A 15,298-nucleotide genomic window follows, 5' to 3' on the forward strand; every position below is an offset into this window, starting at 1 on the left:
CCGTGCCGGCCCCGCGTGGTGCGCCGGGCGGGCGCGGAGTGGTGCGGTGCGCCGGACGGGGTGCGGTGACCGTGCGTCGGCCCGCGGTGGTGGCGGGGTTCGAGCGGGCCACTGGAATTCGGTCGTGAGTGCGGGCCGTCATACCAGAGCGGGACGGATGGCGGGCAAGTTCGACAACTGGCGCTCACGCCCGCCGCGTCGGCGACTACCGTGTGTGCTCAGTGATCAACGATGGGCTCATGTTCTTCGAGCCCACCCGGTTGATCCGGAGCCTTAACGACCCCCTTTGGTGCCACCGCATGAACGATTCCGGGTGCCCCACGTACCGAGGACGCTGATGTCTCAACTTCGCGCACCAGAAGCGCGACCGGATCGCCGGGAGAGCGGGCGGCACGGCCGCCCGGCGGGCCGTTCCCCCTCCGCCGCCGCGAAGCCGCGTGCGGTGCAGCCGACCCCCGAGGTGCGGATGCGCGGCCAGATGACGCGTGCCGCGCTGCTGCCGACCGTGGCCGCCCTGCTCAGCGGTGCCGCCGCGGTCATCTTCACCGTGCGGGCTTCCGGGGTACGCCCCTCCGGCAGCCTGCTGGCCGCGCTCGGCGGCTCGGGCGCGCTCGCCGTGACGGCCGTCGCGGCGGCGTGCATCGGCGCCCACCGGGTCGCGGCCGGGCTGCTCGACCGGGCCCAGGCGCTCCGCCGGGCCAACGCCCGCGGCCAGGCCGACCTCCAGCGGGCGCTGGAGCAGCTCCGTGCCGGGGAGGTGCTGCCCGCCCGCCGGGCCCCGCAGCCCACCGCCCCCGGCGCGGACGCCTTCGACCTGCTCGGACAGGAGATCGCGCGCTCCCAGGAGGCCGCCGTGGCCGCCGTGGCGCAGGCCTCCCAGCTCTTCAGCAACGCGGGCAACGAACAGAAGGTGGAGGTCTTCGTCAACCTCGCGCGCCGTCTGCAATCCCTGGTGCACCGCGAGATCCAGATTCTCGACGAACTCGAACACGAGGTGGAGGACCCCGACCTCCTCAAGGGCCTCTTCCACGTCGACCACCTGGCGACCCGCATCCGCCGCCACGCGGAGAACCTCGCCGTGCTCGGCGGTGCGGTCTCCCGCCGGCAGTGGTCCAACCCGGTCACCCTCACCGAGGTGCTGCGCTCCGCCATCGCGGAGGTGGAGCAGTACCCGCGGGTCAAGCTGGTCCCGCCGATCGAGGGCACCCTGCGCGGGCACGCCGTCGCCGACGTGATCCACCTGGTGGCCGAACTCGTCGAGAACGCGACCGTGTTCTCCGCCCCGCACACCCAGGTCCTGCTCCGCGTCCAGCCCGTCACGGCGGGCTTCGCACTGGAGGTGGAGGACCGGGGGCTCGGCATGCCGGGCCAGGAGCAGAGCCGGATGAACGCCCTGCTCGCCGACCCCGACCAGGTCAACGTCGCCCATCTGCTCCAGGACGGCCGCATCGGGCTGTTCGTCGTCTCCGCACTGGCCCGCCGGCACGGCATCGCGGTACGGCTGGAGAGCAACATCTACGGCGGTACGCAGGCGGTCCTGGTCCTCCCGCAGGTGCTGCTCGGCGCCGAGAGCGACACCACCACCCCGCCGGAAGGCGTCCCGGTGCCCCCGCCCGGCGCCGTGCACCGGCCCCCGGCCCAGGACTCCGTACCCCAGACCCACCCCGCCCCGGGGTACACCGGGCCGCAGCCCGCACCCGTCCTCCCCGGCGCCCCGGACCGTACCCGGGGGCCGGGCCAGGAGCAGCTCCCGCCCGCTCAGGACCGGCTCCGGCCCGTACCCGGACGAGTCGGGCCCCTCGGCGCGGCGCCCGGAGCACCTGGCTCAGGGCCCGGTGTACCCGGTGCGCTCGGCGTACCCGGCTCAGGGCCCGGCGCCCCGGGGACCCCGCAGCCCCCGCGCCAGATCCGTCGCGAGGCCCAGGGTCCGCCGCTGCCGCAGCGCACCTCGGAGCGGTCGGCGCCGACCGGTTCCCACCCCGCACCCGCGGGGTACCAGGCGGGTGCCGCGTACCCCGAACCGGAGCCAGCGGCCCCGGCACGCCCCGAGCTGCCCCGGCGCACCAACCAGGAGAACCTGGTGCCGCAGCTCCGCCAGCCCCCGGTGCGACGCGTCCCGGACGAGCACGCGGTGCACGACCCCGGCCTCGTCGCCGCGTTCCGGCGCGGGATCGACCTGGCGGAGGCCCGGTCGGCGCAGGACACGGAACCCCCGGCCGCGGGTGGCGACGGCCTGCCGCCCGCCACCGGTCCCGGACCGTCCCCCCGAGGGCCCGGCCACGGCCTCCCGCAGGGAACGGGGTCCGTCGCGCCCGGGTTCGCCCCGTACGCCCCGCCGGCCGCACCGCCGGTCCGGCGGGTCACCCCGCTGCCCGTCCGCGCGCCGGCCGCACCGTCCGAAAAGGGAATCGGGGGCCGCCCCGGCCCCCGTCACGAGAACCCCGACGCGCGTCACGAGAACCCCGACCCCCGTCACGAGAACACGTACAAGGAGTAGATGCACCATGCCGAGCGAAATGACGTCCGGTCAGGTCGCCGACCTGGACTGGCTGCTGAGCGGACTCGTCCAGCGCGTTCCGTACACCCGCAGCGCCGTCCTGCTGTCCGCGGACGGACTGGTGAAGTCGGTCCACGGCATGGACTCCGACAGCGCGGACCACATGGCCGCCCTGGCGGCGGGGCTCTACTCGCTGGGCCGCAGCGCCGGAGCCAGGTTCGGGGACAACGGTGACGTGCGCCAGGTCGTGGTCGAACTCGACTCGACCCTGCTCTTCGTCTCCACCGCGGGTTCCGGCACCTGCCTCGCGGTCCTCGCCGGCCGCGAGGCCGACGCGGCGGTCCTCGGGTACGAGATGACCATGCTGGTCAAGAGCGTACGACCGTATCTGGCCACCCCGGCGCGGCACATGGCGGGGACACCGTTCACTCCGGGGCTGTGAGGGTGCGGGCTCAGGAAGGGCCGCTGCTCGACGCCGAGGCCGGTCGACTCGTTCGTCCGTACACCGTCAGCAGCGGCCGGACCCGGCCGACGACCGAGCTCGACCTGCTCTCGCTGATCATGGCGACCGGCAGACAACCGCAGGCCCACCTGGGCCACGAACACACCGTGACGCTCGGGCTGTGCGAGGGCCCCACGTCCGTCGCCGAGGTGGCCGCGCATCTGCGGCTGCCCGCGACGGTCGCCAAGGTCCTCGTCTCCGACCTGGTCGACTGCGGGGCCGTCACCGCGCACGCCCCCGCCTTCCAGGACATGCCCACCGACCGAACCCTGCTGGAGGCAGTGCTCGATGGTCTACGACGACAACTCTGACAGCACCGCCCGCCCCGCGCCCTTCCCCGTGGCCCTCAAGGTCCTGGTCGCGGGCGGGTTCGGGGTCGGCAAGACGACGTTCGTGGGCGCCGTCAGCGAGATCGCCCCCCTGAGCACGGAGGAGCTGCTGACCCAGGTCGGCGTGGGTACGGACAATCTCGACGGGATCGAGTCCAAGCGGGCCACCACGGTGGCCATGGACTTCGGCCGGCTCACCCTCTCCGACGAGCACGTCCTCTACCTCTTCGGCACCCCCGGCCAGGAACGTTTCTGGTTCATGTGGGACGAGCTGTCGCAGGGCGCCCTGGGCGCGGTGGTGCTGGCCGACACCCGGCGCCTCGAAGAGTGCTTCGCCGCCGTCGACTTCTTCGAACGGCGCGGCATCGGCTTCATCGTCGCCGTCAACGAGTTCGACGGCGCCTACCGGTACGCCCCCGACGAGGTGCGGGCCGCGCTGGACCTTCCGCCGGGCGTCCCGGTCGTCCTGTGCGACGCACGCATCGCCAGTTCCGGTACGGGCGCGCTGGTGACGCTCCTCCAGCACCTCATCAACGCCACCGCTGCCCCGGCACCGGCACCGCTCCAGACGTACGGAGCACACCCGTGACCGGCAGGCCGCTGCTCACACCGGCCGACCGCGACGGCTCCGCCCGGGCCGCCCGGTTGCGCCGGCTCGGCCTGGGGGAGCGGCCGGACACGACGTTCGACAACTTCGACGACTTCGCCGACCGGGTCGCCGCCGTGACCGCCGCCCCCTACTCCATGGTCAACTTCATCGACGAGAACCGTCAGTTCTTCGCCGGTCTGCACACACCCGCGGGCAACCAGGTCGGCGGCGGCCTCGGAGCCGCCGCCGCGCACGACAACCGGAGCGACCGCTACCTCGCCCGTGACCACGGCTACTGCCCGCACGTGCTGGTCCGGCGCAAGGCCCTGGTGCTGGACGACGTCTGCGACTATCCGCGCTTCGCCGGGAACCCGGTCGTGGACGGCATAGGGATTCGCTCCTACCTCGGAGCCCCGCTCATCGACGGTACGGGCGTCGCGCTCGGCACCGTCTGCGCCGTCGATACCGTCCCCCGGCCGTGGGGGCGCGCGGGGCTCGTGACCATCAAGGCGCTCGCCCAGGAGCTGATGGGCCACATCGACCGCCGGGAGCTGCCCCGCCGCTGAGACCGTCGCGCCAGGTGTCCCGTCAGGCGTCCCGTCAGGCGGGCAGGAACCGGGTGATGCGGCGCCTGAGCCCCGCGGCGTCGAGCCCGTGCGCCGCGACGTGCTCGTCCAGCTGCCCGTAGCGGCGGAGATCGGCGCGGCCCACACCCAGGCCCAGCACCCGGTGCGGCAGATCGATCAGGGCTTCGCCGGCCACCGCCGCGGAGGTCCCGGCGAGGTACGGCTCCACGAGCACCACGTCGGCGCTGCTCGCGCCCGCCGCCCTGCGCAGCCCGGCGGAGTCGAAGGGCCGCACCGTGGTCGCGTACAGCACCGTCGTGTCCAGCCCCTCCGTCGCCGCCAGTACGTCGTCCAGCGTCGGCCCCACCGCGACGACGACGCCCCGGGAGCCCTCGCGCACGGTGAGGAAGGCCTCACCCTCCACCGGCATGGCCCGGCGGTTCGACTGCAGCGACAACCGCAGGTAGACCCGGTCGTCCCCGGCGGCTGCCCGCCGCAGGAGGGCCTCCGCCTCGTCAGGGTGGCCCGGGACGTGCACGCTCCAGCCGTCGAGCGTGTCCATCAGCGCCACGTCACCGGGCGACATGTGGGTGAAGCCGGCGGCGGGGAAGTCGTAGGACGCCCCGGAGCTCACCAGCACACCCGCCACGCCCTGGTGCCCGAAGTCGAGCTTCACCTGCTCGAAGGGGCGCTCGACCAGGAAGCTCGCGAAGGTGTGGACGATGGGCCGCATCCCGGTCAGGGCCATTCCGGCGCCCGCGCCGATCAGCAGTTGCTCGCGGATACCGACGTTGACCACCCGGTCGGGATGGCTCCGCGAGGCCTTCTCGAAGCCGTCGCGGCTGATCTCCGCCAGCACGAGGGCGAGGCGCGGATCATGGTCCAGGAGTTCGGTGGTGGTGGCGATGAAGCGTTCGCGCATGGTGTCCACGGGGACGGGTCCTTCCGTTGCTGCTGGGATTGCCATGTGACTGGTGGAGGGCGGGTGGCGGGGCCGGCCGGTCAGCGCTTCGGCGCGGTCCGGGCGACCACGGCGTGCGGCCGGCCGGGGTGCGGTGCGGTGAAGGCCGCGTACAGCGCCTCGTGGTCCCCGCCGTCCACGCTCGCCACCGACCATCCCGCGGTCTCGAAGCGCGCCGCGATCCCGCCGGGCCGGCCGTAGGTCGCCGAGGCGTTGTCGATCACCACGGTGTGCAGCTGCTCCAGCCCGGAGGGCCCGGCGAAGGCGAGCGCCTCGTGATTGCTGCCCTCGTCCAGCTCGGCGTCCCCCACGAGAACCCAGACCCTGGGGTCGGTGCGCCCCTGCGCCCGCAGCCCCAGGACGGTGCCGACCGCGAGGGGCAGGCCGTGCCCCAGCGAACCACTGCCGATCTCGGCCCCCGGCACCCGTAGCCGGTCGGGATGCTGGCCCAGCGGCGAGTCGAAGGTGCCGAAGCCGGTGAGCAGCTCTTCTCCGAAGAAGCCGTGGGCGGCGAGTACCGCGTAGTAGGCCATCGGCCCGTGACCCTTGGAGAGCAGGAACCTGTCCCGCTCCGGATCGTCCACGGTCGCCGGGCCGACCCGGAGCACCCGGTCGTAGAGCACCCAGAGCACGTCCAGGGTGGAGGTGGCGGCGGGTCCGTGCTTCTCGTCGCCGGTCATGAGGCTCATCAGGCGGTTCAGGTCCGCGTAGTCGTGGGTGCGGAGCTCGGCTCCGGTGGAGTTCGTCATGCTGATCATCGTGCGACCTCAACCAAGGTTGAGGTCAAGAGAAAGGTGTTCGTGACCACCGGCTCGGGTTTGGTATTGTTCTCTTGCAGGTTCGGCCAGGGCGAAAGCCCAGGTCAGACGGTGCCGGGACGTGGCGCAGCTTGGTAGCGCACTTGACTGGGGGTCAAGGGGTCGCAGGTTCAAATCCTGTCGTCCCGACTCGAGAGAGTCGTCGTTCGAGGGCCGGTTTCGGAGCAATCCGAAACCGGCCCTCGTGCATTCCGGGCACCGGCCGCCCGCCCCGACCGGTGCCGTGCGCGGACACCCGCACGTCGTCCACCACCCGGCGCTCCGCCGCCCGCGTAGGTGTCCCAGCCCTCCCGCCTCCCGAGCCGGGCGAGGTGCCGTACCGCGGAATACGACGCCGGAGCCTTCGGACACGGCGGACCCCGCACACCTGTACTCCGGATGCGTCGTCCCTGTGGTGCACCGTCCGGGTCGCGGCGAGCCTTGAGCCCATGTCCGCACACCTCCGCGGACCTTCACGACAGGAAGAGCGATGATGTCGGAACGCAACACGGTCCTGCGGAGCGTCCACGATCTGGGGATGGCGGCATGGTTCGGCGGGTCCCTGATGGGGGCTGTCGGTCTGAACGGCGCAGCTCGGAGCGAGGGGCACACCGCCGCGGAGACCTCACGGATCGCCAGTGCCGGCTGGTCCAAGTGGATGCCGGTGAACGCGGTGGCGATCGGCGCGCACCTGATCGGCGGCACTGGTCTGCTGGCCGCCAACGCCGCGCGGGTGCAGACCCAGCAGGGTGTCGCCGCCTCGACCCTGGCCAAGACGGCACTGACCGGGGCGGCCCTGGCTGCGACCGCGTACTGCCGTGTGCTGGGCAAGAAGCTGGAAGTGTCCGCCTCCGACGACCCGCGCGATCTGGAGAAGGCAGCCGCCCACCCCGTCGACTTGGACAAGGCCCGCACTCAGCTGATGCTGATGCAGTGGGTCGTTCCCGCCCTGACCGGTGCGATCGTCGTGCTGAATGCTCTGCACGGAGAGCAGCAGCGTCCACTCCAGCAGCAGCTCGGCCTTCTGCGCAGAGCCACGTCCCAGGTGCAGACGCAGATGCCCTACGTCACCCACCACTGCTGATCCGGCGCACCCGGGCACCGATCGCCGGAGCCGCCGTCCGGGGCAGCGGCTCCGCCACCTCCCACGTGGACGGGCCGCCTGCTGCCTGGGAGGACCTGGCCCGTTGGTCCGGCCGCTCCCACCGGGGAGCCGATGAGTGGTACCAGAAGGCGTGTGCGAATTCCGGGGTGACCGGGACCGCGGGGCCCGCCAGGATTCAGGGAAGCGGTGTTCCACCGGTGGCGTTCATGATCTCTCACGGTCTGCCGGTCCTCGTCACCGCAGGCGCTCACGACGAGCCGCTGTCCCTCCTGCGCAGCGACTCCGGCCGGTGCACCGCGGACTTGCCCGTCCGGTCACTCCGTACCTCGTACTGAGGTTGCTCCTCGGAGGCGTCCACGGTGCGGCCGGCGGCTTCGGTGCGTTTGTCGATCTTGCGCTTCACCGAGCCCTTCACGTCCTGGCCGTGGCTCTTCCAGCGGACGTCGTCGCCCTTGGACAGCTTCCTGCTCCCTTTCCTGGCCACGTCCGTCTGCCCTTCTCCCGAACTTGTCGGGCCGCGTCCGTTCGAATCGCCCCCCTTCAAGGATCGGCGCTGCCCCACGTCCCCGCACACCGGACAGCCCCTCACCAAGATTTTCATCGCTCTTCTATGCCTCGACCCAGCCGCTGAGGGTGTCGCAGGTGTACCGCACCTCTTCCTTGAGGCGGGTGGCCTCGACGACGAGTACGCCGTAGGGCCGACTGGGGTCGGAGAGCGGAAGGGCGCGTGCGTCGGCCTCGACGACGACCTCGCGGCATCGGTCCTCGGTCTCCCCGGCCAGCCGGGCGAGCCTCTCGGTCTGCTGCGGCAGTGTCGACTCGTCGAGGGTGCTCAGCGCGAGGGCCGTCTCCGACACCGCTTCCAGGAAGTCCGCGTACCGGACCAGGAACGGCTGGTAGACGTATTCGGCCTCCTCGTCGTGCCACTGGTCGAGGCATCTGGTCATGGAGGCCAGTTGGTACAGAGTCCTTTCCAGCGCGGCGAGCACCGACGCATAGCCCTGGAAGGTGAGGTGGCCGCGGTGGCGGCGCAGCAGTCGGCGCGGGTTGTAGCGGACGCTCTCCACGGCGGTGTCGAGACCGGCCCGGGCCTGTTCGATGAGGCTGCCGGTCCGGGCGGCCCGGTCGCGCCAGCGGCTGGTGGTGTCCGCGTCGAGGGTTCTGTCGCGCAGGGCGGGGTGCATGTCGGACGTGAGGTCGTGGAGCGTACGGGCCAGGACGCGGACGGCGTGTTCGGCGCTGCGGTAGCGCAGTGGCGGGGCGATGGCGACGTTGACGGCGGTGCCGATGGCGCAGCCGATGAGGACCAGGAGCACGATCTGTCCCAGTCGGCTGACTCTGGCGGAGTCGTCGGTGGTGCTGACGTAGGTGGAGAACGCGAAGAGGGCGGCGGTGGCCACCTGCGGTCCCTGCGTCCCGAGGACGCGCAGGCGGCTGATGGACAGCGCGATCACCGCCACCAGCACGAAGGTCAGCAGATCCGGCCCGGCGAGGAAGCCCAGCAGGGCCTGGACCGCGACTCCGACCGCGACTGCCGCGACGTAGCGCAGGGACTGCACGACGGACTGGTAGACGGTGACGTACATGATCGTCACCGCGGAGAACGGGGCGAACGCCGGTGACGTGGCGTCCATGAGGTTGTAGGACACCAGCCAGGAGAGGGTGGCGGCGAGGGTGCTCTTGCCGATCAGCAGCAGGGTGTGCCGCTCGGAACTGTCCTCGTGCGCAGCCCTTCCCCACCAGCCGGCCAACCGCCCGGCCCATCTCCGTTCTCCCGCGGTCGTCTGGTCATCGGCCATGCCGTGGCTGCCTCCGTTCTCCGTCCGTCCGAGTCAGTGCCGTGTTCCCGGGTGCCGAAGCCTGGGTTGCTGCGGGGCCGGGCGGGAGCGGTGGGCCGGGCGCCGGGCCCCGCAGCAGTTCGGCGCCGTTACTGATCGTTTCAGAACGAGGCGTCGGACGGTTCTTCTTCGTCGCGCCGCTGGAGGGCCTGTGTGAGGTCGCCGCCTTCGAGGAGGCCGATCAGCACCCGGGTCATGCTGACCGGTGTTGGTCATTCGGGAGTGTGCCGAGGGGACTTGAAGGGCTCAACCGGGCTCCGTGGCCTGTGTGGAGCGAGGGGAGACCCTCGCTCCACAGCTTCCGAGGGGGAGTCGAAATCCTTTGCGGAAGGTGAGAAGTGAAGCAAGGCTTGCGCCCGCACACCCCTCCTCCGATGGATACGGGTCACACCGATGGATTACACCGAGAGGGCACGCCCGCCTGCGGGCGGTGCTCAGCCCGTGGCCGCGAGTACCGCCGTACGCCCGCCGAGCACCTGGGAGAACACGTCGGTGACCTGGGCCAGGGCCTCGGCCGTACCGGGCGCGACGGTGAGGACGCCGTCCTCGCCCACGGTGATGTCCTGGTCCAGGGTGAACCACCCCGGGACGATGTGCGCCGCACCCATCGAGCTCAGGACGGGCCGCAACGCGTAGTCGATGGCTAGCACATGGGCCGTGCTGCCGCCGGTGGCGAGGGGCAGCACGGTCTTGCCGGTGAGGGCGTACTGCGGAAGCAGGTCCAGCAGAGTCTTCAGCAGTCCCGAGTAGGCGGCCTTGTAGACGGGGGTGCCTATCACCACCCCGTCCGCCTGTTCGAACAGGGCCGTGGCCCCGACGACCGCCGGGTGCCGGAAGTCGGCGGCCAGCAGCGCTTCGGCGGGCAGCGTGCGTACGTCCAGCGGGGTCACGTCGTGGCCCTGCTCCCTGAGCCGGTCGTCCAGATGGCGCAGGAGCCGGGCGGTGCGGGACGTGGCGGACGGACTTCCGGAGACGGACAGGATGGTTGCCATCGGGCGGTCCTTTCTCTTCGGGGCTTCTCAGAGCGCTTCGGGGATCTTGGGGGCAGGAAGGTCGGATAGACCGGTGTGCCCGGGTGCGACGGTGCTCACCAGGCACTCGAATCGACCGTGACGACCGGCACCAGCTCGTTGCGCAGGGTCTCCAGGAAGGTGACGATCTCCGCGGCGACCGAGCGGTGCTGCAGGTCGTTCAGGACGTCGTGGTGCGCGTCGCGTACGACCGACAGGCGGGCGCGGCCCAGCGTCTTCGCCGTACGGGCGAGCGCCTCGCGGTCCGCGAGCGGGTCGCGGTCGCCGATGAGGAGCAGCGCGGGGACGCCCGCTTCGTCGCCCTCGTACGCGGCCGTGATCAGGGACGCCGGGATCGCCTCGTAGAGCGCGCCCCGCCGTGTCCCGGTGTCCTCGGTGAGCGTTCCGCGGTGGGCGGGGCAGGCGGTGCGGACGTCCAGCTCGTCCTCCCAGCCGCCGACGGCCGAGGCGGCACCGGCCGGGATTCCGGCGAGGACGACGGCGTCCGGTCGTACGGCCGACGGAGCGCCGTCCCCGCCGGCGAGTGCCGCGACGGCGACGGCTCCCGAGTCGGCGCCCAGCAGCACGAGCGGGCGGACCACACCGTCCTCGCCGAGCGCCGCGCCCTCGGCGGCTTCGGCGAGCCGGCCGTCGACACGGTGCAGCGAGCCCTCGGGGTCGTCGGGGTCGAGGACGGGGGCGTCGACGACGCGGACGCGGTAGGCGTCGGCGGCCAGCCGCCGGCCGAGCCGGGCGTACGCCGCCCGTGACTCGCCCCGGCCGGGCACGACGACGACGGTGCCGCGGGTGCGAAGGCCCTCCGGCCCGAAGTAGTCGGTGTACTCGGTCATACGAGGCTCCTGCGGGTGGCGATGCGTACGTTCGACGGGTGCGGGTGGTGCGGGTGGTGCGGGTGGTGCGGGTGGTGCGGGTGGTGCGGGTGGTGCGGGAAGTCGGGTGCGTTCGGACGGGCCGGTGCGGGTGCGTCGCGCATCAGCCGGTCACGGCTTCGCGCCCGGCGGTGTGGCGGTTGGCGGGGACGGGCAGGCCGAGGTTGCCGCGCAGGGTGTCCGCCTCGTACTCCGTGCGGAACAGGCCGCGCTTCTGCAGGAGCGGAACCACGCCGTCCACGAAGCGTTCGAGGTCGTCGTTGTTGCGGAAGGCCAGGTTGATGCCGTCCAGGGTGCCGGCGTCGTACCACGACTCGATGGTGTCGGCGACCGTCTCCGGCGCACCGACGAAGGGGGAACGGCGGAAGGCGTTCACCGACTCGGCGACCTGACGCAGCGACAGGTTCTCCGCCTTCGCGCGCTCGATGATCTTCGCGGCGCCCGTCCGGCCGCCCTTCTCGGCGAGGTGCGCGACGTCCGGGAACGGCGCGTCCAGGTCGTGCACGCTGAAGTCGTACGCGCCGAAGGAGCGGCCGAGGAGCGCGAGGTTGCTCGCGAAGTCGTTGTCCTCCTCGAAGATCTCCCGCTCCCGGCGCCCGGCCGCCTCGTCGGTCGCACCGACGATCGGGCTGCCGTGGATGAAGATCTTGATGTGGTCGGGGTCGCGCCCGTAGGCCGCCGTGCGCTTCTTGATGTCGGCGTAGTACTCCCGCGCCTGCTCCAGCGTGCCGCCGGGGGCGTAGATGCCCTCCGCGACGCGCGCGGCGAGATCGCGGCCCTCGGGGGACACCCCGGCCTGGAAGATGACCGGCTGCCCCTGCGGCGAGCGCGAGAGGTTGAGCGGCCCGGCGACCTTGAAGTGCTCCCCGACATGCTCCAGGGCATGCAGCCTGGACGGGTCGAGGAAGACGCCGCGCTCCACGTCCGCCGGGAAGGCGTCGTCCTCGTAGGAGTCCCACAGACCGCGGGCGACCTGCACGAACTCCAGGGCGCGGCCGTAGCGGGTGGCGTAGTCGAGGTGCTCGTCCAGCCCGTAGTTCCGGGACGTCCCGGTGTCGAAGCTGGTCACCACGTTCCAGCCGGCCCGTCCGCCGCTGATGTGGTCGAGGGAGGCGAAGCGCCGGGCCAGATTGAACGGCGAGTTGTACGTCGAACTCGCGGTGCCGACCAGACCGATGTGTTTGGTGTGGGTGGCGACCGCGGACAGCAGGGTGAGCGGCTCCAGCCGGTTCAGGTAGTGCGACGGGTAGGTGGCGTTGATGAACTGGCTGTCGACGACGAACAGCGCGTCGAAGAGCGCGTGTTCGGCGGCCTGGGCCTGCTGGATGTAGTAGTTGATGTCGATGCTGGCGTTCTTGGCGACGCCCGGATCCTTCCAGAGACCGTGCTGGCCGGGGCCGCCGACGCCGTAGGGATGCAGAGCGAGGTGGAGCCTGCGGGACATGGGTGTTCCTCTCGATGGGTGGGGGGAAGGGGCGGGTGTCGTCGGGGGTCGTCGGATGCGGTGGCCGGCCGGTCAGCCGCTCAGCTGGGCGCGCAGGGCCTCGCGCTCACCGCGGTCGGCGGTGCGCGTGTGGAGCGTGGGCGCGGAGCCGACGAGCAGCCGGGTGTACGCGTGCCGGGGCCGGCCGATGACCTCACGGGCCGTGCCGACCTCGACGAGCGCGCCCCGGTAAAGCACGGCGATGCGGTCGGCGGTCCCGGCGACGGAGCCGAGGTCGTGGGAGATGAAGACGAGGGAGGTCCCGCCGGCGCGCAGCTCCTTGAGGATCTCCAGCACCTGTACGCGGTTGGCGGAGTCCAGGGCGCTGACCGGTTCGTCGAGGATGACCAGGGCGGGTTCGGTGATCAGCGCGCGGGCCACCGCGACCCGCTGGCGCTGGCCGCCGGAGAGTTCTCCGGGCAGCCGCTGGAGCAGTTCTCCGGACAGGTGCACCCGGTCGAGGAACGCACGCGCCTTGTCCACCGCCTCCGCGCGCGCCACCCCCTGGACGAGCAGGGGCTCGGTCAGCGAGTCCCCGATGGTGAGGTCCGGGTCCAGACTGCGCAGGGGGTCCTGGAAGACGTACTGGACGACGCCCCGCCGGCGCAGCGAGCGCCACCGGCGGGCGTTGAACGCGGTCACGTCCTCACCGCCGACGAGGATCGAGCCGGCCGACGCGCGCACCAGGCCGAGGACGGCCCGGGCGAGGGTGGACTTCCCCGACCCGGTCTCGCCGATGACGCCGACGGTCTCGCCGGGCTCCACGCTCAACGACACCCCGTTCAGGGCGCTCCGGCCCCGCCGGCCCCTCCCGTAGCGGACCTCCAGGTCCCTGATGTCCAGGACCGGGGCGGGGCGCTTCTCCAGTGGGACGTCCGTCCCCGCCTCGGGTGCCGTGGTGGTCATGACGCCTCCTGCGCGGTGAGGAACGTGTCGAGGCCGTAGCTCTCGTGCTCGGCGATGAGGAGCCGGGTGTACTCGTGGCGCGGCGTGCGCAGTACGGCGTGCGTCGAGCCCTGCTCCACCACGGTGCCCTGCCGCATCACGAGGACCTCGTCGCACAACTGGGCGACGACGGCCAGGTCGTGGGAGACCACCACGAGCGCCAGCCCAGTGCGCTCGCGGAGTTCGGCGAGGAGGTCGAGGATCTCGGCCTGGACCGTGACGTCCAGCGCCGTCGTGGCCTCGTCCGCGACGAGGGCCCGCGGCTCGACGGCGATCGCCGCGGCGATCAGGACGCGCTGGAGCATGCCGCCCGACAGCTCGTAGGTGTACTGGCCGTAGACCAGCTCCGGGTCCCGCAGTCGCACCGCGCCGAGGAGCGCGAGGGCACGCCGTCGCGCCTCACGGCGCTTCACCCCCGTCTTCACCCGGATGACCTCGGCTATCTGGGCGCCCACCCGGATCGACGGATTGAGGTAGGAGGCCGGGTCCTGGAAGACGGCGCCGATCGTGGTGCCGCGCAGGGCCGTCCACTGCCGGGGCGTCAGGGTCGCGATGTCGGTGCCGTCGATCTCGACCGATCCGCCCGAGACCTCGAAGTGCGGGGGAAGGATGCCGAGCACCGCACGGCAGGTGAGGGTCTTGCCGCTGCCGGACTCGCCGACGATGCCGACCGACTTGCCCGGGGTGAGCTCGAAGCTCACCCCGTGCACGATCTCCCGGTCCGTGGCGCGGTCCCCGATGCGTACGTCGCGGACGGCGAGCACGGGCGCCGCCTGTGCCGGGGGAGCGGGCGGGACGCCGGCTACGGACTCCCGGGTGGTGGCGGGAGAGGCGTTGGCGGGGTGCGCGTCGCCAGGAAGGGTGTGCTGGGGAAGGGCGTGCTGGGACAGGGTGCTCATCGGGAACCTCCCACGGGGACGGGGGCGGACGAGCCGGCACGGCCGGACTTGGCGCCGCGGCCGGCGACCAGCGCGCGGCCCGCCTCACCGGACACGTCGCGGATGGCGTCGGCGAGCAGATTGCAGGCCCAGACCGTGATCATGATCAGCAGGGCGGGTGCCGCCGGGGCCCACGGCTGGTGGCTGAGGTAACTCAGGTCGGAGGCGAGCAGACCGCCCCAGGTGGGAGCGGGCGGCTGCACCCCGATGCCGAGGAAGGTCAGGCTGGAGACGATGACGAAGCCGACGCCGATGGTCTGGGCGAGGGCCACGGCGATCGGCGGCAGAACCTTGACCCAGACGTGGCGGCGCACGATCCAGCCGATGGAGGCACCGGAGACGATCGCCGCCTCCACGTACGGCGAGCGGGCCACGGCCAGGGTGGCCGCCCGGGCCACCCGGTAGAAGAGGGGCGAGACCAGTGCGCCGGTGACGAGCATGGCCTGCGTCATGCCGTTGCCCAGCAGGGCGATCACCGCGATGGCGAACAGCAGGAAGGGCAGGGCGACCAGGGTGTCGGCCAGGCGGAGGGTCAGCCACTCGAAGACCCGGCCCGAGTAGACCGACAGGATGCCGGGGACCGCCCCGACGACCAGGGCCGTCAGCGCGACCTCCAGCGAACCGAGGACGCTGACGCGCGAGCCGTCCAGGAGGCGGCTGAAGACGTCACGGCCCAGATAGTCCGTCCCGAGCCAGTGGGCGCCCGAGGCCGGAGCGAGCGTGTTGCCGCTGACGGCGAGGGGGTCCTGGGGAGCGAGCCACGGGCCGCACACCGTGAGGAGGGCGATCAGGACGAGAACGGCCACGGCGATGCGGCCGGACGTGAGTGAGAGGACGCGGCGCACCAT

General features: G+C 72.2%; 17 protein-coding genes and 1 tRNA gene. 7 read left to right on the forward strand and 11 right to left on the reverse strand.

The window, feature by feature from the left end; genetic code table 11:
- Positions 1–337: 337 nt before the first annotated feature.
- From OG599_RS30665 to OG599_RS30685, 5 genes are read left to right on the forward strand one after another with little or no spacing between them, the layout of a single operon-like run.
- A complete protein-coding gene (locus OG599_RS30665; RefSeq protein WP_327179222.1) occupies positions 338–2,497 on the forward strand; it encodes a sensor histidine kinase in 2,160 nt (719 codons plus the stop codon).
- Positions 2,498–2,504: 7 nt separating this feature from the next.
- A complete protein-coding gene (locus OG599_RS30670; RefSeq protein WP_266712128.1) occupies positions 2,505–2,939 on the forward strand; it encodes a roadblock/LC7 domain-containing protein in 435 nt (144 codons plus the stop codon).
- Entirely contained in the window at positions 2,936–3,310 is a 375-nt protein-coding gene (locus OG599_RS30675; protein WP_327179223.1) for a DUF742 domain-containing protein, read from the forward strand. Before OG599_RS30670 ends, OG599_RS30675 begins: the two co-directional genes overlap by 4 nt.
- Positions 3,288–3,917, forward strand: coding sequence for a GTP-binding protein (locus OG599_RS30680; protein WP_327179224.1), 630 nt, complete (start codon positions 3,288–3,290; stop codon positions 3,915–3,917). Before OG599_RS30675 ends, OG599_RS30680 begins: the two co-directional genes overlap by 23 nt.
- Entirely contained in the window at positions 3,914–4,483 is a 570-nt protein-coding gene (locus OG599_RS30685; protein WP_327179225.1) for a GAF domain-containing protein, read from the forward strand. Before OG599_RS30680 ends, OG599_RS30685 begins: the two co-directional genes overlap by 4 nt.
- A gap of 34 nt (positions 4,484–4,517) precedes the next feature.
- Here OG599_RS30685 and OG599_RS30690 read toward each other — a convergent pair whose 3' ends face one another.
- Complete coding sequence (locus OG599_RS30690) at positions 4,518–5,414, reverse strand: transketolase family protein (protein ID WP_327179226.1); 897 nt, start codon at positions 5,412–5,414, stop codon at positions 4,518–4,520.
- Between the two features lie 71 nt (positions 5,415–5,485).
- Positions 5,486–6,193 carry a transketolase gene (locus tag OG599_RS30695; protein WP_327179227.1) on the reverse strand — a complete coding sequence of 236 codons (708 nt, stop codon included), beginning with the start codon at positions 6,191–6,193 and terminating at the stop codon, positions 5,486–5,488.
- 124 nt (positions 6,194–6,317) lie between these two features.
- Here OG599_RS30695 and OG599_RS30700 point away from each other — a divergent pair.
- Positions 6,318–6,391: transfer RNA gene (locus tag OG599_RS30700), tRNA-Pro, on the forward strand.
- A 343-nt stretch (positions 6,392–6,734) separates the two neighbouring features.
- Positions 6,735–7,325 carry a hypothetical protein gene (locus OG599_RS30705; protein WP_327180250.1) on the forward strand — a complete coding sequence of 197 codons (591 nt, stop codon included), beginning with the start codon at positions 6,735–6,737 and terminating at the stop codon, positions 7,323–7,325.
- A gap of 268 nt (positions 7,326–7,593) precedes the next feature.
- Here OG599_RS30705 and OG599_RS30710 read toward each other — a convergent pair whose 3' ends face one another.
- From OG599_RS30710 to OG599_RS30750, 9 genes are all read right to left on the reverse strand, one after another.
- Positions 7,594–7,830, reverse strand: coding sequence for a DUF2945 domain-containing protein (locus tag OG599_RS30710; RefSeq protein ID WP_327179228.1), 237 nt, complete (start codon positions 7,828–7,830; stop codon positions 7,594–7,596).
- Positions 7,831–7,954: 124 nt separating this feature from the next.
- On the reverse strand, positions 7,955–9,145 hold the full coding sequence (locus tag OG599_RS30715; protein WP_327179229.1) for an FUSC family protein: 1,191 nt from the start codon (positions 9,143–9,145) through the stop codon (positions 7,955–7,957).
- 473 nt (positions 9,146–9,618) lie between these two features.
- Entirely contained in the window at positions 9,619–10,176 is a 558-nt protein-coding gene (gene ssuE / locus OG599_RS30720) for an NADPH-dependent FMN reductase (protein WP_327179230.1), read from the reverse strand.
- A gap of 95 nt (positions 10,177–10,271) precedes the next feature.
- Positions 10,272–11,045, reverse strand: a complete 774-nt coding sequence (locus OG599_RS30725) for an alpha/beta hydrolase (RefSeq protein ID WP_327179231.1) — start codon at positions 11,043–11,045, stop codon at positions 10,272–10,274.
- Positions 11,042–11,188, reverse strand: a complete 147-nt coding sequence (locus OG599_RS30730) for a hypothetical protein (RefSeq protein WP_327179233.1) — start codon at positions 11,186–11,188, stop codon at positions 11,042–11,044. Before OG599_RS30730 ends, OG599_RS30725 begins: the two co-directional genes overlap by 4 nt.
- Entirely contained in the window at positions 11,188–12,528 is a 1,341-nt protein-coding gene (locus tag OG599_RS30735) for an LLM class flavin-dependent oxidoreductase (protein ID WP_327179234.1), read from the reverse strand. The genes OG599_RS30730 and OG599_RS30735 overlap by 1 nt, the downstream gene beginning before the upstream one ends.
- Positions 12,529–12,600: 72 nt before the next feature.
- Positions 12,601–13,473, reverse strand: coding sequence for an ABC transporter ATP-binding protein (locus OG599_RS30740; RefSeq protein WP_327179235.1), 873 nt, complete (start codon positions 13,471–13,473; stop codon positions 12,601–12,603).
- Positions 13,470–14,411, reverse strand: coding sequence for an ABC transporter ATP-binding protein (locus tag OG599_RS30745; RefSeq protein WP_327179236.1), 942 nt, complete (start codon positions 14,409–14,411; stop codon positions 13,470–13,472). The genes OG599_RS30740 and OG599_RS30745 overlap by 4 nt, the downstream gene beginning before the upstream one ends.
- Complete coding sequence (locus OG599_RS30750; protein WP_327179237.1) at positions 14,408–15,298, reverse strand: ABC transporter permease; 891 nt, start codon at positions 15,296–15,298, stop codon at positions 14,408–14,410. The genes OG599_RS30745 and OG599_RS30750 overlap by 4 nt, the downstream gene beginning before the upstream one ends.

Source organism: Streptomyces sp. NBC_01335, from assembly GCF_035953295.1.
GTDB lineage: Bacteria > Actinomycetota > Actinomycetes > Streptomycetales > Streptomycetaceae > Streptomyces.